This window comes from Nostoc sp. (assembly GCF_036917775.1).
Classification (GTDB): Bacteria; Cyanobacteriota; Cyanobacteriia; order Cyanobacteriales; family Nostocaceae; genus Nostoc.
This window is the reverse complement of sequence record NZ_JBALEQ010000083.1, coordinates 66,347-83,851: the sequence shown is the minus strand read 5'-3', so window position 1 is coordinate 83,851 and position 17,505 is coordinate 66,347. Positions and strand designations below refer to the sequence as shown.

Annotated in this window: 16 protein-coding genes and 1 pseudogene; 5 read left to right on the top strand and 12 right to left on the bottom strand. The window is 38.6% G+C overall.

The annotated features are described in order from the left end of the window. Positions 1-52 precede the first annotated feature (52 nt). The 3 genes from V7K69_RS15635 to V7K69_RS15625 form a co-directional block, all read right to left on the bottom strand. The gene (locus V7K69_RS15635; RefSeq protein ID WP_335035862.1) at positions 53-457 is read right to left on the bottom strand and encodes a type II toxin-antitoxin system VapC family toxin; all 405 of its coding nucleotides are present in this window, start codon (positions 455-457) and stop codon (positions 53-55) included. A gap of 6 nt (positions 458-463) precedes the next feature. Beyond that, positions 464-679: a hypothetical protein gene (locus V7K69_RS15630; protein WP_193948734.1), complete on the bottom strand. Its 216-nt coding sequence runs from the start codon at positions 677-679 to the stop codon at positions 464-466. Positions 680-920: 241 nt separating this feature from the next. Beyond that, complete coding sequence (locus V7K69_RS15625; protein WP_335035858.1) at positions 921-1,496, bottom strand: Uma2 family endonuclease; 576 nt, start codon at positions 1,494-1,496, stop codon at positions 921-923. A gap of 460 nt (positions 1,497-1,956) precedes the next feature. On the opposite strand from V7K69_RS15625, the gene V7K69_RS15620 reads away from it, so the two are divergent. After that, positions 1,957-2,256 (top strand): hypothetical protein, encoded by a 300-nt coding sequence (locus V7K69_RS15620; protein WP_335035856.1) that lies wholly within the window; start codon positions 1,957-1,959, stop codon positions 2,254-2,256. Between the two features lie 216 nt (positions 2,257-2,472). Here the strand turns inward: V7K69_RS15620 and V7K69_RS15615 are convergent, their stop codons facing one another. From V7K69_RS15615 to V7K69_RS15605, 4 genes and pseudogenes are all read right to left on the bottom strand, one after another. After that, on the bottom strand, positions 2,473-3,738 hold the full coding sequence (locus V7K69_RS15615; protein WP_335035854.1) for a tetratricopeptide repeat protein: 1,266 nt from the start codon (positions 3,736-3,738) through the stop codon (positions 2,473-2,475). A gap of 138 nt (positions 3,739-3,876) precedes the next feature. Beyond that, positions 3,877-4,410, bottom strand: a pseudogene (locus V7K69_RS32965) (hypothetical protein); the annotation flags it as partial. A gap of 497 nt (positions 4,411-4,907) precedes the next feature. Next, positions 4,908-6,926 carry a tetratricopeptide repeat protein gene (locus V7K69_RS15610; RefSeq protein WP_335035852.1) on the bottom strand — a complete coding sequence of 673 codons (2,019 nt, stop codon included), beginning with the start codon at positions 6,924-6,926 and terminating at the stop codon, positions 4,908-4,910. Positions 6,927-6,989: 63 nt separating this feature from the next. Next, the gene (locus V7K69_RS15605) at positions 6,990-7,379 is read right to left on the bottom strand and encodes a hypothetical protein (RefSeq protein ID WP_335035850.1); all 390 of its coding nucleotides are present in this window, start codon (positions 7,377-7,379) and stop codon (positions 6,990-6,992) included. A 572-nt stretch (positions 7,380-7,951) separates the two neighbouring features. Here V7K69_RS15605 and V7K69_RS15600 point away from each other — a divergent pair. Beyond that, entirely contained in the window at positions 7,952-8,521 is a 570-nt protein-coding gene (locus tag V7K69_RS15600) for a hypothetical protein (RefSeq protein WP_335035848.1), read from the top strand. A 315-nt stretch (positions 8,522-8,836) separates the two neighbouring features. On the opposite strand, the gene V7K69_RS15595 is transcribed toward V7K69_RS15600, so the two are convergent. The 5 genes from V7K69_RS15595 to V7K69_RS15575 form a co-directional block, all read right to left on the bottom strand. Further along, positions 8,837-10,636, bottom strand: a complete 1,800-nt coding sequence (locus tag V7K69_RS15595; RefSeq protein WP_335035845.1) for a diguanylate cyclase domain-containing protein — start codon at positions 10,634-10,636, stop codon at positions 8,837-8,839. Between the two features lie 9 nt (positions 10,637-10,645). After that, positions 10,646-11,626 (bottom strand): ABC transporter substrate-binding protein, encoded by a 981-nt coding sequence (locus V7K69_RS15590; RefSeq protein ID WP_335035843.1) that lies wholly within the window; start codon positions 11,624-11,626, stop codon positions 10,646-10,648. A gap of 432 nt (positions 11,627-12,058) precedes the next feature. Beyond that, positions 12,059-12,460 (bottom strand): chorismate mutase, encoded by a 402-nt coding sequence (gene aroH / locus V7K69_RS15585; RefSeq protein WP_442936147.1) that lies wholly within the window; start codon positions 12,458-12,460, stop codon positions 12,059-12,061. A 114-nt stretch (positions 12,461-12,574) separates the two neighbouring features. Next, positions 12,575-13,396, bottom strand: a complete 822-nt coding sequence (sppA, locus tag V7K69_RS15580) for a signal peptide peptidase SppA (protein WP_335035838.1) — start codon at positions 13,394-13,396, stop codon at positions 12,575-12,577. A gap of 544 nt (positions 13,397-13,940) precedes the next feature. Beyond that, positions 13,941-14,237, bottom strand: coding sequence for a hypothetical protein (locus V7K69_RS15575; protein WP_335035835.1), 297 nt, complete (start codon positions 14,235-14,237; stop codon positions 13,941-13,943). A 434-nt stretch (positions 14,238-14,671) separates the two neighbouring features. Here V7K69_RS15575 and V7K69_RS15570 point away from each other — a divergent pair, with 434 nt between their 5' ends. From V7K69_RS15570 to V7K69_RS15560, 3 genes are all read left to right on the top strand, one after another. Continuing rightward, entirely contained in the window at positions 14,672-15,469 is a 798-nt protein-coding gene (locus V7K69_RS15570) for an MlaE family lipid ABC transporter permease subunit (protein WP_335035833.1), read from the top strand. 107 nt (positions 15,470-15,576) lie between these two features. Further along, positions 15,577-15,993, top strand: coding sequence for a DUF3119 family protein (locus tag V7K69_RS15565; protein WP_190936932.1), 417 nt, complete (start codon positions 15,577-15,579; stop codon positions 15,991-15,993). Between the two features lie 137 nt (positions 15,994-16,130). After that, the gene (locus V7K69_RS15560; RefSeq protein WP_335035830.1) at positions 16,131-17,405 is read left to right on the top strand and encodes a DUF3086 domain-containing protein; all 1,275 of its coding nucleotides are present in this window, start codon (positions 16,131-16,133) and stop codon (positions 17,403-17,405) included. The last annotated feature ends 100 nt before the right edge of the window (positions 17,406-17,505 follow it).

Here is a 17,505-nt window from a genome sequence, read left to right as displayed (position 1 = left end):
CGTTGTTCTAGGCTACAGGAATCAAGATACGCTGTGATCGCAGTAATTAAACTCACACAGAACGCCAATTTTCGATTTGCAAGTTAGGTACTCTTTGAAATTCTCGGACATTAGATGTCACCACAATATGATTATTGATTACTGCGGTAGCTGCTATAAGTACATCATAAGCACCAATAGGTGAACCAGCTAATTTAAGAAAGCTTCTGATCTGGGCTACTTGTTCTGCTTCTTTTGAATCAAAAGGTAAAATTGTAATTGAATCTAATAATATTTCAATAGTTGATTGGATTTTAACAGCGCGTTGTAGGTTTATAGCTAATCCATATTTCACCTCCATAACTGTTAGAGATGAAACAAAAATTTCAGTAGGGGAGATTAACTTTATTCGCTTGAGGGTGTTTTCTTCTCCTTTGACAAAATCACTAATGACGCAAGTATCCAGTAAATAACCCATACATAATTAAAGTTCTATTTCGTTCGGTGGTATCAGTTCCTCTCGATATGATTCAAAGATAATACTTTCTTTTGTACCCGAATATTGCATAATTATTTCTGGCCATTGGCTGGGTTTAGTTTCTAGGAAGGTGACAAACACTAAACCTTCAGTAATACCTTCTGGTGTTTCAGCTAATTCAATTTTGCCGTTTTTATAAATTCCTTGAATTGTTTTTAACATCTAGCTTACCTCCTACATAAATTTTAATCGATAGGACTCATATTTGATTTTTTAAAAAATTCAGTATAACTTAAAAAAGCTTCTTGACTGTAGCAAGATTGCATTACTACGCAAATAATTTCATAAATGAAATCGCATCGCTATATAAAAATAACCTCCCAAAGCGATCGCGTGTAGGTACGTCACGTAAGCCCAGAGTTTTACAGCCTTGTCATAATTAGCAGAAGCGATGGTCTATTTTTTAAGCAACATTACCCGCAGACAACACTTGTTCAACTGTAAGTGCAATTTCCGGGAAAGTTGCAGACACAATTTGCTGACTCCCGCTAAACTCTTTTTCCTCGTACAATCCTTCTGACAACAATAAAATCGTAATTTTTGACTCTATTGGATCTACAATCCAATATTCAGGAATCTCTAACGCTGCATATTCAGAACGCTTATATCGATAATCGCGTTTTACTGAATCAGGACTGACAACTTCTACTACTAATATCGGCGCAGACTGACAAACAGCAGACTCATCAAGGAATTCCATTACCTGTTCAGCCGTGACAACATAAACATCAGGCAATCTTGACTTTCGCCATCCCGTTCTCACCCCTGCCTCTCTAAAGCATAGCCAAGGTAAACTCAAGCGATTGATTTCTGCCTTAAAGTTATCCTGAATAAAGTCAGAAATTAGTAAATGTCTAAAAGTTGGTGGATTCATGCGTTCTAGTTTCCCATCCACCAGTTCATAACGGCTATCAGTACCATCGTTATAAGCGAGATATTCTTCAAAAGAGTATAGACGCTCTGTAGTTGTCTGTGTCATCGCGCAACTTTTAAATAAAGGTTTTTTTGAGGTAGTACTCAAAAAATCATGAGTAATTGCACATTGGCTTGTAATAGCGTTTAAACGTGTAGGCAAATAAAAAAGCTGTATAATTTTATCATCGACAAAGCACGATTCTATACTTAGCTACTCAACGCTTTGGAAAAAATAAGTACAGTTTAATCATACTACCATCCCAAAAAAATCTAAAAGTTCTACTGCGGCACAATTTTATGCGATCGCTACGCTCGCCGTAGGCATCGCACTTTTACTTGATATAAGAGTAATTGATTAGATCGCTCTCAAAAGAAAGCCAAATCAGTAATTTCAGTTGGTGATGTATGCAGGCGATCGCAGTAATTAAACTCCCGTTATATTAAAGGCGGAAGCTGCTACAGGCTACGCAAAACACCCAAACGTAAAAGCGGAAGCTGCTACAGCCTACGCGAAACACTCAAACGTGAAAGCGGAAGTTGCTACAGGGAAGACGGAAGCTACTACAGGGTACGCGAAACACCCAAACGTAAAGGCGGAAGCTGCTGCAAGGAAGGCGGAAGCTACTACAGGGTGCGCGAAACACCCAAACGTGAAGGCGGAAGCTGCTGCAAGGAAGACGGAAGTTGCTACAGAGAAGATAAACAGAGAAATTTTTTGGTTACGAAGGATTTTAGCCCGTTGCTTTCTCTGTTTTGTTGAGGGTTTTAGATTTGAGCGATCGCCTGGAAAGTTTACCGAAAGTGCGATCGCTTACATTGGGTGACTGTAAATAACCACGTAACTTAGCACAACTGTATCCAATTAAATCCTCTAGGTTATTTAAGTATATTAAAACTGCGATTATTACCAAAATCTCCATAAAGTTTTAATAGATTGCATTTACATCTATTTACAACATTTTAAATAAAGATAGCCTGTTCTACTTTGTCTCATTTTTTGATATTGGTGAAGTTGTTTCGTTCAGTTTTTTATATGTTGTTTATTTGCTATTTTTGTTAACTTTGGACGAAAGCTGTTCGATTCGCTTACCTGCATCTTCAGAAGCAGATTTATCGCCCTGTTTGTCATAAAGGATTTTGGCTTCTTTAAAATCGTTGGATGCCTCTTTATAGCGACTTAAGTTTGACTTGGCATCCCCCCTATTGTAGAAAGCTTTGGCATAGTTGGGTGCGATTTTAATCGCTTGGTCGTAGTCTGCGATTGCCCCTGTGTAGTCTTTTAAGTTAAACTCGGCAAACCCTCTATTATTATAGGCATAGGCATCGTCGGGTGCGATTTTAATTGCTTCGTTGTAGTCTGCGATCACGTCTTTGTAATATTTGTTCGCCTGTTGCTCCTCTCCTTTTGCTCTTTGAGAGTCTCCTAAGCCAGACTTGGCAAACCCGCGATTGAAGTAGGCATCGGCATAGTTGGGTGCGATTTTAATCGCTTGGTCGTAGTCTGCGATCGCATTTTTGTAGTCTTTTAAGTAATAGTTGGAATCCCCTTTCTTATTATAGGCATAGGCATAGTCTGATTTGAGTTTAATTGCTTGATCGTAATCTTTGATCGCATTTTTGTAGTCTTTTAAGTTAGCCTTGACTAACCCGCGATTGAGATAGGCATAGGCGTCGGGTGCGATTTTAATTGCTTGGTCGTAGTCTGCGATCGCCCCCTTATAGTCACCTGAGCTATGCTTGGCTAATGCACGAGAGTAGTAGGCTTCGTTGGCATACTTGGATTTGATTTCAATTGCTTTGTTGTAGTCTGCGATCGCATTTTTGTAAAATTTTTCCGCCTCTTCGTATTTTGCTACTTCTGTTTGATTGTCTCCTAAGTTGTACTCAGCTAACCCACGCTGGTAGTAGGCATCAGCATAATCGGATTTGATGTCAATTGCTTTGTTGTAGTCTGCGATCGCGCTTCGATAGTCTCCTAAGTTGTACTTAGCTAACCCACGCTTGTAGTAGGCTTCGGCATAGTCGAATTTGATGTCAATTGCTTTGTCGTAGTCTGCATCTGCAATTGCCTTTGTATAGTATTTAATTGCTTCCTTGTAGTCTGCGATCGCGCTTGGATAGTCTCCTAAGTAGTACTTAGCTAACCCACGTTGGTAGTAGGCATCAGCATAGTCGGATTTGATTGCAATTGCTTTGTCGTAGTCTGCAATCGCTTGAGAATAGTTAACTTTTTTACCAGTTTTTTTAGCGTTAAAGTTTTCATACCCTTTTTTGTAAAATTTGTCAGGATTTCTAAATACAGACATTGTTGGGACAAGAATAGCTAAAACCACGACTATGAGGCCGATTGCATTCCTATTCAAACCTTCAACCATTTTAGGAAATAGTGAACATAACCAGATAGGTTCTTTTTTCTCTACAATTTTTGTCTTAGTTATCCAGTCACGTAAAGATTGCTGGTTTTTTGTAAGAAATAGGGTGATGAAATTAACAAAAAATATCAATATTAGCCCAACATAAAATAATAAAAGTAATAAAGGGTATAATTCGTATTTAATATCAATGTAAAGAAAATTTCTGATGAAATACCAAAACAAATAAACGTATACGGGGAAAAGTAAGGGTTGGAAAAAACATCTTACGATTGAATGAATAACGGAGATAGGCTCCCCATCATAATTAGTAATATAAATTCCTAACAGATGCTTTCCAAAGCCTACATAAAAATGATCTATTCTCAAACGCGTACGTTTAGGAATTAATGGCTCTTTTTTATTATTAAAATAACCTTCAAAAAGAGTGGGATATATAAATAATACAATAAATAATAATAGAGATAATAGCAAAAGACGAAATCGATAAATCAAATAAAAATCAATCAATTGAGTAGCTAGAAAAGCAATTAAAACATAACATAAAAAAATAACGATACATGCAATAACGAAATCAATCAAGGATGCAAAAAATCGCTTCACCATCAAGGGTGCAATAAAACTCTTTAAGGATTCAAGAAATCGCTTCACCATTAAGGGTGAAACAAAACTCTTTAAGGATTCAAGAAAATCCTTCCAGCTAAAGTTTTGACTAGATCCATTTTCGGTTTTAACTACTGTCAATGTCGTGTTTCCAATCTTGATACAAGTACCAATATCGAGCTTTACAGAGTCGAATTTATCCGTCGCCATATCTTGGAATCTATCTTGATTTGGAAGCTTATATTCTATTTTTGGATAATTATTTGAAATTCCCAGAGCATTTTGTAAGTAAAAACCTTCATTTTCATAGACAATTTTTGCATGAAACCAATCTACTAAGTAATCTTCGATATGCAGTTCACAATCATAATTAGGTTTACGTCCAATTTTGATAAAATCATTTTTTTCTTTTAGTGGTCTGAACTGGAAAGTTTTCTGTAAATTTTGCTTGTTATCATTCCACAGCAACTTAATTACTTTTTCTTTTTTTTCTGTATTGCTCATTTCTTATCCTTCGTATTTTTTAAATTCTCTATGAATTGGGAATCCAGTATTGGCAAGTCGCTGCATGAATTATTATTTTGCGGACTCAAGGTTGGTTTTGGTAATTGTGAATTTGAATTAGGTGTATTTATTTCTGATTTTTTTTGCTTTATTGGCGGCTGCTTTATTGATATTGATTGGACTAGAATTTTGTAACACGAAAAGGTTTCCTGCATCTTCTCAATCTCTTGTCTATTTTTATAATTTTCACCATACTTATCATATTGTTTATTAAAAATATTCAAAATATACTGGTTGATTGCAGTAAGATTAAACTCCTGTTTGTTACTGTGGTTTTCCATGTTGTTTATTTTACCTTCTAACGATTCTTGACCATTATCGAAGTCTTCGATAGCATCTCCATTATCAGATTTCGCCAAATTTAAGATACCCTTAGTAAGGTAAATTTTAGATTCGATAAATGTAAGAGACTGATTAATAAATTCAGCGTTAGGATCTTTGTTCTCATTTTTGCTTTGCTGATTAATAAATTCAGCATTAGGATCTTTGTTCTCATTTTTGCTTTGCTGATTAATAAATTCAGCATTAGAATCTTTGTTCTCATTGTTCTCATTGTTGCTTCGATGGTATAGGCTTTGAGCTTGTGCCAGTTTTTGATTGATCTTATAAATTACAGTCTCACTTTTATTGTTATTTATTTTCCCGGCATATTTTTCCCATTCCTGAAAAAGCAAGACTCTTGCTTGTCCTTCTAAGGCTGCTGGATTATTAGGACTAAGTTCAAAAGCTTTCTCGTAGTTCTTGAGGGAATTTGTGAGATCATTTTGTTTTTCTTTTAATTGTCCTAAGCGAACATATATTACTGAGCCAAAGTTACCGTTAGTGTTAAAATAAGCTGCTCTTGTATAATTCTTCTCTGCATTTTTTAAGTCTTCTTCAGATTCAAAATTGTTAGCCATAGCGTAGAAATAATAGCCATAAAATGGTAGAGATAAATTGATACATAAAGTTAATACAAACAACGCACCCGAACAAAACAAGACTACTAACGTTTGCTGTTTAGGAGGTGCATCAATCGTAATGAGGAATTTTTCAATGCTTTTCCGTCCCTCTGTGGTTAAAGTCCCTTTAGCAACCACACCCAAAAGTACAGCTTGTAGTCCGGTAACCCCAATTCCTCCTACACCACCAAAATTTCCACTGTCCTTAAAAACTTTGGCAGAACTGATGGTAAAGCTGGTGGCACCTACTAAGAAAGCTATAGTGACGGCATTCAAAATTCCTTCCCATAGAGATTGTGGTTCTTCTGGTGAAGTCATAGCAGTTGGTTTAAGATTCCACCACCAATTATCTGAAAAGTGTTTAAAGCTATTTTTCCATCTAACCAATTGATTACGTCGGGCAATCTCTTTACTGTGGTTTTTCAGCTTTATATCTAACCCGATAATAGTTCTTATAAGATTATCAGAAGGTGATTCACACTTTAACGCTTCCTCAACCGCTTCACGGGCTAGAAGTACTTGTATCGCTTGATCTGCCTCTGTTTCATGATTAAGCTTTCCCATCGTGACCCAGTTCCACAAGTCCTTATACCAAGGATCATTCTCTGCATCATATTCATTCAGCAAGTCAGAATATTCATTCACCGCTTCATTAAGAGACGGGGATTTAAGATACCACCACCATTGCTCTGGTAGTGGATTTACACTCTTTCTCCATTCCGCTAACTGGCCACGTTGCGTGATGTCCTTAGCTTTCTCTCTTAATCGTTTATCTAACTGAATTAGTAAATTAATATCTGTTGGTTGTTGTGAGTTAGCGGATTTGTCGCTCAGGGCAACATGAATAATATCACGAGCTACAAGAATGGCTATAAACTTCTCTGTCCACTTCTGTTTATCAAGATATTCATCTTTAGATGAATCATTTGAAGGATATAAATCCTCTAAAGCTTTCTGATAAGAACTAATGCAATTTGTTTGTTCTTTGGCTTCCTCAGTTACACCGTCATTCATTTATCTCAATACCCTTAACTTTTGTTAATATAAATTAGTTAACTATTTTTTAATGATTCCGCACTATACTTTATTCTCTTTTGTTTGTTCTGTTTCACCTTTGATTTCTGCGAATTTCTGAAGTGCCTTGGGAACAAAAGCTGCCACCAAGAAAATGAATGTCATGTTTACATCACTACTTGAGGAGTTGTTGTTTGTGTTACTTGGCTTGTGAGCATTAATCAGAGATAAAGAACCAAAAATTATTGCTGTAATAAGAGCAAAAAAAGACATCAGCCTAATTGATGATTCATGTCCCTGATTGTCTTTCAAGAAATTACCTTTTACTAAATGATTTTGTTTTTTAAGTGATTTATCTAGTAATTCATTTCGGTTTTTTAGTAATTTATTTTGGTTTTCTAGTAATTCATTTTGTTGTTTTAATTCGTCTACTGTTATTGTCCCTGCTGTCATCTATTTAATCCTTAGAATTTGAAAGTTTATTCGTATGGAGACAATACACTTTGCAATACCTCTAAAGCAATGGAAGTTTGCCAACTTAAGCACAGAAAAATTAAGAATTATTACAATCGTCGCTCTAAACCATTAGTAGAAATCTCTCCAACAACTGAGAAATAGAGAATTTTGAGCAAAGTAAAAGCTTGATTTTTCGTTCCTTTTGGCGAAAAATTATCTAAAACTCAGCAAAACCAATTTAGTTACATAGTATTAAAAATACGTATCTTATGAGATTGTAGTGTTTAAGATTACACTGTTTACCACTATACTCTGGTCAATATCCATCTGATATCCATATACTCTGATTATCAAAAATTTACTGTTGAATAACATTCCTAAAATCGAACTTCTAGGAGTGTAATTTTGGCGCATCCACTTTTGGAAGAAATATAATAAGCACCCCTATATGGGTTGTATAAAAAAACTATCTGCCAAAACCGGATGCTCATTGGAAGTTGTGATTTTCCCTCTCGGCTGACTCTCTTTTTTGCTTAAAGTGTTGCGGAAATCAAATCTAACTGTATTTTATGCTTCCAAAACAACGCATACGTGGTGTAATCCTTACGCCTAAAGGATTACATAAACTTGAGTTAGCAAAACAACAAACAGAATTTAATGAAAACAGCAACAAGCGATTTACACTCATTAATCTGAGTGTTCAGACAGGTTTAGACTCTCATACTCTGTGTAAGATTTTTAGCTGTAACAACAAAGTTGATCGATACTCTCTCACTCGATGTTTTCAGGCATTCAAAATATTATTAGAGCCAGATGATTATGAGATGGCCACGATTCCCCTACTCATAAATAGCTCAGAGTTACAACAGGGAGAAACCTGCAAGGATAAGACTTTAGGAAGACAGGAGGACAAAAAACTTGGATTACAGTTGAAGCTAGATGTAAATGAGGTCAACTTGCCCATGACTCCACCTGAAAAAATTCGCTCAAGAGGAATAACACTGCTGGAAGAATTATCGGGAGAATCTTTACTAAAAGCAGTTAAATTTTTAGAATCCCTTTCTCAAGAGTCTTTACCGCTAAGTCAAAATAAGCCTGAACATCGCAACGGTGTTGCGAAGAATATGACGCTCAATTAAACTAAAAATAGTTTTCAACAACCATAAAAATAACCTCTGGAAGCGATCGCACTTTTGCTTGCTACAATCGCACTCCCTAAGAGGTTATTATTTAATCGAATTATTTCTACACTTAGGGAATAACGAACCGCAGAGGCGCAGAGGACACGGAGAAATCAGAGTTTGAGAAATATTTTGCGTCAGTCCTAACAAAGAATAGAGTTTTTGTATGAAGGGATGGCTAGGTTGGGCTGCGCTAGCGCGTCAAAAATCTTTGATTTCAATAACCACACGTGGAGCGATCGCTGCTAGAACACTGCGAACACTGGGTATCAATTAAAGTAAATCAGCCAATGTACAATAGCGATCGCGCCCTTTTTGTTTGGCATTGTACATTGCTTGATCGGCTGAAGAGATGAGTATATCTGGCTTGATGTCCCAAGTAGGTATGACAGAACTAATACCTAAACTAAGTGTGACGATATCCTTGACATCAGACTTTGTATGAGGAATGGCCTGATCGTAAATTGCTTGTTGAATACTTTCTGCTACTTTGATCGCTCCTACTAAGTCAGTATTGGGAAGGAGTACCGAAAATTCTTCTCCTCCGTAACGCGCTACTAGATCAGCAGGACGATGAACTGTCTGTTGAACTGTTTGCGCTATTCTGATTAGACAATTATCGCCTCCAAGATGCCCATAGTAGTCGTTATAAGATTTAAATTTATCGACATCGAATAAAATTAGTGATAGGGGTTGTTGTTCTCGTGCAAGGCGTTTCCATTCTGCTTGCAGTCGTTCATCAAAGCAGCGACGGTTAGCTACCTGAGTCAAACCATCTAGATTTACCAGTTGTTCTAGTTTCTGATTTGCATTTTCTGCTTTTTCTTTAGCAATTACTAGCTCTGCTGTTCTCTCCTGTATCCGTTGTTCTAAAGTTTCAAAAGATGTTTGTAACTGAAGTGCCATATTGTTAAACGATTTTGCCAGTTGGCCTATTTCGTCTTTTGAGCTAATTTTGGCGCGGATATCTAAGTTACCTGCGGTAAACTGGAAAACTATATTGGTAAGGGAAATTATTGGCTTTGTTAGCAATTGCCCAATAGCAAAAGCGATGATTGTCACTACTGAAGCGATAATTGCAAATAGAAACATTGCATCACGAATTTGCTTTTCTACAGGTGCTAGGGCAACAGCAAGGGGTTGTGCGAACAACACAGACCAAGGTTTATATTTTAAACGAGCGATCGCAATCATATTAACCTGATTACCTGTTGCTGACAAAGATGCAATTAAATCCGACTGTTTATTATCCAATGCTTGCTTCAGTTTTGACTCATTAGTTGCCAACTCTTTGACAGGATAATTAGGCAAACGTCTTTCTTGTTGCAGTTGAGTTACAACATCGGCAGGCAGAGGCACAATTGATTTAAAAAGCAGTTTTGAGGCAGTGCTATGTGCCAGATAAATATTATTTTCATCTAAAAGAATAGCAAATGATTTTTCCCCAGCTCGTTCAGTTTCTCTAGTTACTAACTGCTGAACAACAGTCGCATTGTATGAAACACGCAATACACCCAATATATCTCCCTTGGCATTACGAACCGGACTGCTAAAAAACAAGGTAATAAGGTCAGGAATTGTCAGCGATCGCTTCATACTAGAAACAAAAGATAACCCAGTTTCTAGCGGTTTTTTAAAATAATCTTCAACTGATTCATCTTTTCCAATATTCGGTATTGTATATGTATCCAATACATTTTTCCCGTTTAAGTCGAGCAAAGAGTATGAGATAATATTGATCATATCTTTGCGACTGAGACGGATTAATGTTTCTGTCGCCAATTTCATTTCGGGACTATCATCTCGCTGTTTTGGAGTTAGGCTGAGGTAGCGTGCCAAACCTGGTAAAATCGCCTCTACACGCACGGCATTGAGATTTCCATAAATAAAGGCATCTATTCTGTTAGCAGTTTCGTTAGCTGCCGCAGATAGGGCTTGTTTCGCATTGTCAGTTAGTGTTTTTTCAGTTGTCTGTTTGTTGATAAATGACAATAACAGTAGCGGAATCAAAGCAACAATCAGAAACGAAGTGATCAACTTTGTACGGATGCCGCCCAAAAGAGATTGCTTCATGGCTTTAAACTAGGAGGGAGGCTTCAAGAATGAAGAATTGAACAAAGTTTTTAGCTCAGGAATGCGCGTGACGTTTCCAGAGCGAATAAAAAAGTCTGTATATATCTTGGCAGTTTTGTAGATGGAGTTAGGGCTACTAGATTGCAATAATTTTTGATTTTCACCTAAATCAATTAGGTTTACTCCCTCCAGAGAGATTGTATTGCTAGGAATTTTTAAGACTTTGCTGATGATAGCGTTTCCTTCTTGAATATTTGCTTTCCAGTAGTTTACTGCTTGCAGCCATCCTCGCACGAATGCACGAACATCTTCAGGGCGCTCGCGGATTATCTCACCGCGAAAGACAATCATATCTAAAATCAAGCCAGGGGTTTGTTTGCTGGTAAATAGGATATGTCCTCCTAATTTTCTCGCTTCAGAAAGATGGGGTTCCCAAGTGTGTCCAGCTTGAATAGTATTATTTTTAAGGCGTTGAGGAATTTCTGAAGCCTCTGATTTAACTAAGTTCACATCATCGCTGGTTAAGTTAGCAGTTTTCAACATCTCAGTTACAAAAACTTCACTAAAACCGCCTAGATTTGCACCCAGGTTTTTCCCTTTCAAGTCAGCAACGATTTTTATTTGTGATTGGGCGACTACTACATCTGCTCCTGTTGATTCGTCTACAACCATCACGCCTTGTATATCTGGATTTGTGGCGCTCAAGATGATAAAACTTCCCAAAGAATACATAACACCATCATACTTACCCGCACTGAAATTTCCTTGTTCCAATTGGATGTATCGTTTATGAAGAATTAGTTCTACATCTACCCCTTGGGCTTTGAAGAATCCTTTTTCTTGAGCAATGATGCCTGGATACTCCCCAACAAAATATCCAACTGGTATTTTCAAGGGAGGGCGTTTGAATTCGATTGGTGCCCTCTGACAAGAAAATAGCAAACAGGCCGTAATGATAAAAATCCCAGCATATTTAAGTATTTTAAACATAGAACATTTGATATTTTGTAATCATTGCCGAGCAAATATTCAACTAAATTAGCTATCTGCTCAAATTCAAATTAATAGGTAAACTTTTTTAAAAATTAAATGGAAAAAGTTCTAATTTTATGAATTTATCTAATTGATTTTATGACAAGATTACTATTTGCTTCTAAAGCAGTCTCAGAAAAGTGATTAATCCTTTTTTGAAACATAGAAATTGAGAGCATCCCAATGCAAACAAATCTACTAAGATAATGAGTCGTAATTGCGTTCGCCTCTGGCATTCCCGAAGGTATGAAGCGTAGAGCCTTCTCTTCTCTTTCAGAGACGCTAATGCGAACGAGAGGCTTGTCTGCGACACGTTACGCGAACCGCATAGCTTCGCTTAACGCGGTAGCGTCTCGTAAGAGAAGCAAAATGTACTCTTTATGATTCAATTTACACTTTTGACTTCACTACTGGCTGTGATGTTTGTAAAGACTGGGCCAAACTCCAATCGGGACGCAAGCTGGCGGCATTGCGTAAATAGATATGATGAATTGAGGCGGAAGCTGGCAGATAGGCGTGGATTAAGAACCGAATGCAGCGCTGTAAGCTGCCTTCGACGTGCATTTGCTGCACATCCAACATGGCCACATTATCCCAACCAGGACGCGCTCTAGCGATCGCAGCTGGAAAAACCGCATCCAAATCGCGTGTCACTGAGAAAGTCACACTAATCATGTCTGTTGGCTGAAATTGATTCCGATTTTCCAATTCATCTAGTAGTTCTGTCACTACCTCTCGGATTGCCTCAACAGTATTTTCTGAAGCAGTTGTTGCTCCACGAATAGCCCGCATTTGCCACTCCACGCCAAAATCCTCCTAAAAACATAAAAGTTAGGAGTTAGAAGTTAGGAGTTAGGAGTTAGGAGTTCAAACTCTCAACTTCTCACTCCTAACTCCTAACTCAAGCTAGGGACGATATAACCACAACGGTAAACCACTAGTAGACATTTCAAATTCAAGCCAATCAATTCCAGATCGAATTCCTGATGAAACCTGACGACTTCCTGGTAGAAGGCGACTCAATAAAGGTTTACGTTCTTCTAGGGTATAGCAGAGAGTTTTTTCTGGATCAAGTCCGACTAATTCTGCTGTCCAGCGACGGGCATCTTCTTCTGTGCCTAGGCGGTCTACAACACCCAATTCTAGGGCTTGCTGTCCAGTAAAAATCCGACCATCGGCGAAACTTTTTACAGCTTCTACTGTTAAAGAACGGCCATCAGCTACCGTTTGGACAAATTGCTGATAACTTGTGTCAATCAACTCTTGCAAGATGTTTTCTTCTGGTTGAGTCAGCTGCCGATCAAAAGCCAAAATGTCTTTATAAGGGCCAGACTTAATTACCTGGAAGGAAACACCGATTTTTTCTAGCAAGCGTTCCAAGTTATTCCCGCGCAAAATCACACCAATACTACCCGTAATTGTACCTGGGTTAGATACGATGTGTTCCGCTCCCATGCCGATGTAGACACCTCCAGAAGCCGAAATATTGCCAAAGCTAGCGACGATTTTGATTTTTTCCCGTAAACGCTTCAGGGCGCTGTAAATTTCTTGAGAATCTCCGACTGTACCGCCAGGGCTATCGATCCGCAGCAATAATGCCGGAAATTTTTTTTCTTCTACAGTTTTCAGTGCTTCTAGGACGCGTTTGCGAGTTGCACCGGCGATCGCACCAGTAATTTCAATCCGCGCAATTTGTTTTCTAAACCTGGGCTTAAACGGCCAAACCATGAGCTGTAAACATTCCTCGTAATAAACTCAATATAAGATCCCCAGAGGGCAGACGACCTTCTTTGCTCTGTTAAGAAACATGAGCAGGCATTATATTTATCAGGATTTTAAGGAAGTTTTTATATTTTGCAGTCAGTTTTATTTGATATTCTCGATGAATGCTAATAAATTCCTTAAAGATTGTAGCCAACACAAAATGCCAAACTCTAGTTTAGCGTCCAATGTGGTGGTTTAGCACAGACTATTTTAGCTATTTTGCATAATTAAAAGTTTCAAAGCCCTTAGTTTACTAGCTTTTTGACTGTTTTCGGATTGGTTTACTACAGTTGGGCATACGGAACATTTATCAGTAATTAATAACTAATAACTAATTAACAATAAGTATTTAATTAATAATTTCGGTACTCAATTTAATTAATAAAATTTCATTCAGCAACACTAATCCCTGTTTAGCTTAAGACCAGTAATACTTTCATTTGGGGAAATCTCAATTTTTCCTCTTTTGTAAAGCCCATGAACACCTGACGAAGACTATTCACATCATTCAGGAGTCTATTCGTAAAATTTGATACCGATAGTAAACATAAGTATCAAACAGTGACCCGACGAAACTACAGGTCAAGCTAATTACAAATAATCCACGTAGGGGAGTCCCACTGCCAAAGGTGGCGAGAAAATGTATAATCTCAGTGGCGATCGCCTCAGTTAACTCTTGTAAACCCGGAAAGGAACCGATAAGGGATAAAAGAAGCAGTCCACCGCCAACGAAGAAGATGGGAGCGACAAAACTAAATATGATCGTAAGTACTAAGGAGCGGAGAAAGTTAATGAAAATAGTCATTTAGGACAAACTCCGTGAGTAGAGGTGACAATAGCTAGATAGCGGTTTGTCATTTTCTACAATACGTGCGATCGCTCCCAAGCAGACAATCTGTCAAAAATCTTAAGTTTTCATTAAAAGAAATGGCTACCAGTTACAAGACGTGCTGGGGCTTTCCAAAATTATTTAAATCAATCAAACCCTTGCATAATCAAGCTTGTGTTCAAGATTAGCATCCATTCATTGGTTTGCAGCACGTTTAATAATAGCTTTTTTTTCTGAGAGCATTTTTAATCTAAGTTAATATTCAGCCCCCTTGGGAGTCAGGGGCATAAGGGAAATGAGTTAGAAATAACCATCATTCCCCATTCCCAATTCCCAATTCCCCATTCCCAATTCCCAATTCCAACGACTTCCGCTATTCTTAAGGCAGTTACCGAGTTAGCTACAGAACATTGAACCAGACTACATCCAAATCCAGTTTAGGAGAATGGAGCCAGCGATTGCTGGCAGCGATTTTTCTGGGTGGGCAAGTACTAGTTCACCTATTGAGGGGCAAAATCCATCGGCGCAACACCTTAGAACAAATGGCAGCAGTTGGGCCAGATTCCCTATTTATTGCCCTATTGACGGCTATTTTCGTCGGCGCGGTGTTTACCATTCAAGTGGCGCGGGAATTTATCAACTTTGGTGCAGGAAACATTATCGGGGGGGTGCTTTCTATAGCGTTGACACGAGAACTCTCTCCCGTATTGACAGCAGTGGTTTTGGCAGGGCGAGTCGGTTCTGCCTTTGCAGCCGAAATCGGTACCATGCGCGTAACAGAACAAATCGATGCCATGCTGATGTTAAAAACAGATCCAATCGATTATCTGGTTATTCCCCGCGTTATTGCTTGCTGTTTAATGCTACCAATTTTAACCCTTCTATCTTTGATAACAGGGATGTTCGGAGGATTCATAATTGCGACAAATATCTACAACATCTCTGATACGGTATTTCTAGACTCAGCCCGTAACTTTCTTGGGGTCTGGGATATTATTAGCGCCATGCTTAAGGCGTGTTGCTTTGGGATTTTAATCGCCGTAATTGGTTGCAGTTGGGGATTGACGACAACAGGAGGAGCCAAAGGAGTAGGACAGTCAACCACAACTGCTGTTGTGACTGCCTTGCTAATTATATTTGTTAGCAACTTCTTTCTTTCTTGGTTAATGTTTCAAGGACTTGGCAGTGCATTTTTGAAAGGCTTATAAAAGTGAGAAGTGAGTATTTAGGAGTTAGGAGTGATGAGTTAAAACTCCTCACTCCTGTAGAGACACAATTAATCGCGTCTCTACTTATGACTTCTAAAATAAGAGATATGTTTACTAATAAAGCAGGATTTAAAACTGTGACCAGTTCATTTGCTCCTAACTCCACATCAACTGTGGAACTCAAGCCTAGTTACAATATACCTATAGTGTTGGTGATTACCGCTATTCCACTATTGTTGGTACAACCGTGGATAGGCGCTGTTTTCACACTGTTTGGCTTATTTCTCATGTTTCAGGCGTTAACGCTGCGTTTGCAATTTACCGTTACCGACTTAGATATTTACAGAAATGAAAAATTGATTCGGCGCTTTCCCTACCAGGAATGGCAAAACTGGCGGATCTTCTGGAATGGAGTCCCCATTTTGTTTTACTTTAAAGAAATTAAAAGTATTCACTTTTTGCCGATTTTATTTGACCCCAACACCTTGAGAACTTGTTTAGAGCAGCGTTGTCCGCGTATTTAGTGCTGAGTACCACGAGTGCTGAGTCATTTTGCTCTCAACTCATAACTCAGCCCTTGTGACTCAGGACTTTTATGGCAGGTTAATTGTAATATTTCTGAAAGCTATTTATTCGCGTCATAGGAATTACACTATTGTTTATGAACCCAGAGGCATCTCAAACCCCAGAACCAATTGATGAGCGGTTGGCAGAAAAAGAAGAGCAAAACAATGCAGTTGAACATCCAGTCAATCCATCTGTTGAGTCAGTGGGAGAAACAGGAGGCGTTAGCTCATCAGAAAACTACGCAACTTTTGAGCCACTCATCTCCAATGCAGAAGTGGTAGATACTACAGTAGAGCTAACAGAAAATTCAAATGGCGAGTTTGTAGCGCAGTCGGAACCAGAAAATACTGCACTGGGGTCAGAAATAGAATCAGAAAATCATTCATTATATGCAGAAGCAGAGCAGCGAGTAGCAGAGTTGCAAAAGGCTGAAGCAGCCCTCAAAGAAGAAATAGTTAAGCTGCAAGCTTCTTATAAAAACCTTCAGGCACAAGTGAGTGAAACTCAAACCTCACTCGGACGACTTGTGCAAGAGTCGTTGGTACAGTTAGAACAACGCAAACAAACCCTGCAAATTTCTGTAGAACAACTAGAACGCCGTCAAGAACGTATCCGCAACGAGATGCGAACCACTTTTGCTGGTACATCCCAAGACTTGGCAATTCGGGTGCAGGGTTTTAAAGACTATCTCACGGGTAGCTTACAGGATTTAGCCGTTGCTGCCGAGCAGTTGCAACTAACACCAAGTGTGGTGGAACGAGAAAAACCAGCTGTAAAAGAGGCTAAACCTGTTGAATCGCAACCTGGAATACCGCAATTTGCCCAACAGCAGTTTCAAGATACTACAAAGCAAATTCGTCGCCTAATTGACCAATACCGCAATAAACCAGATTATTACGGCCCAGCATGGCAACTACGCCGTACCTTTGAACCAATCCATGCAGAGCGAGTCTCGAATTGGTTTTTTACCCAAGGGGGACGGGGTGGTTTGCGGACAATGGGTAGCCGCTTACAGAATATTCTGATTGCCTCAGCTGCAATTTCGATATTACACAAGCTGTATGGCGATCGCATTCGTACTTTAGTCTTAGCTAATACACCAGAGCGATTAGGTGAATGGCGGCGCGGCTTACAAGACTGTCTGGGAATCGGTCGCCCAGATTTTGGCCCAGACCGAGGTGTAGTATTATTTGAGGCTTCTGATGCTCTCGCTCAAAAAGCAGACCGATTGACGAAAGCCAATCAACTGCCCTTAATTATCATTGACGATTCAGAAGAGCAAATCAGTTTGTCACTGCTGCAATTTCCTCTGTGGTTAGCCTTTGCTCCTGACCCCAAAACCGTGAGAAACTATGATGATGACTTTTAATTAGTCATTGGTCATTGGTCATTGGTCATTGGTCATTGGGCATACCAATTCTATGTAAGACTGGACTTTATTTACGTAGGGGCAATTAATGAATTGCCTC

Coding starts and splice junctions, on each gene's coding strand:
- V7K69_RS15635 (WP_335035862.1), bottom strand. CDS start 457: ATGGGTTATTTACTGGATACTTGCGTCATTAGTGATTTTGTCAAAGGA.
- V7K69_RS15630 (WP_193948734.1), bottom strand. CDS start 679: ATGTTAAAAACAATTCAAGGAATTTATAAAAACGGCAAAATTGAATTA.
- V7K69_RS15625 (WP_335035858.1), bottom strand. CDS start 1,496: ATGACACAGACAACTACAGAGCGTCTATACTCTTTTGAAGAATATCTC.
- V7K69_RS15615 (WP_335035854.1), bottom strand. CDS start 3,738: ATGTCTGTATTTAGAAATCCTGACAAATTTTACAAAAAAGGGTATGAA.
- V7K69_RS15610 (WP_335035852.1), bottom strand. CDS start 6,926: ATGAATGACGGTGTAACTGAGGAAGCCAAAGAACAAACAAATTGCATT.
- V7K69_RS15605 (WP_335035850.1), bottom strand. CDS start 7,379: ATGACAGCAGGGACAATAACAGTAGACGAATTAAAACAACAAAATGAA.
- V7K69_RS15600 (WP_335035848.1), top strand. CDS start 7,952: ATGCTTCCAAAACAACGCATACGTGGTGTAATCCTTACGCCTAAAGGA.
- V7K69_RS15595 (WP_335035845.1), bottom strand. CDS start 10,636: ATGAAGCAATCTCTTTTGGGCGGCATCCGTACAAAGTTGATCACTTCG.
- V7K69_RS15590 (WP_335035843.1), bottom strand. CDS start 11,626: ATGTTTAAAATACTTAAATATGCTGGGATTTTTATCATTACGGCCTGT.
- aroH (WP_442936147.1), bottom strand. CDS start 12,460: ATGCGGGCTATTCGTGGAGCAACAACTGCTTCAGAAAATACTGTTGAG.
- sppA (WP_335035838.1), bottom strand. CDS start 13,396: ATGGTTTGGCCGTTTAAGCCCAGGTTTAGAAAACAAATTGCGCGGATT.
- V7K69_RS15575 (WP_335035835.1), bottom strand. CDS start 14,237: ATGACTATTTTCATTAACTTTCTCCGCTCCTTAGTACTTACGATCATA.
- V7K69_RS15565 (WP_190936932.1), top strand. CDS start 15,577: ATGTTTACTAATAAAGCAGGATTTAAAACTGTGACCAGTTCATTTGCT.
- V7K69_RS15560 (WP_335035830.1), top strand. CDS start 16,131: ATGAACCCAGAGGCATCTCAAACCCCAGAACCAATTGATGAGCGGTTG.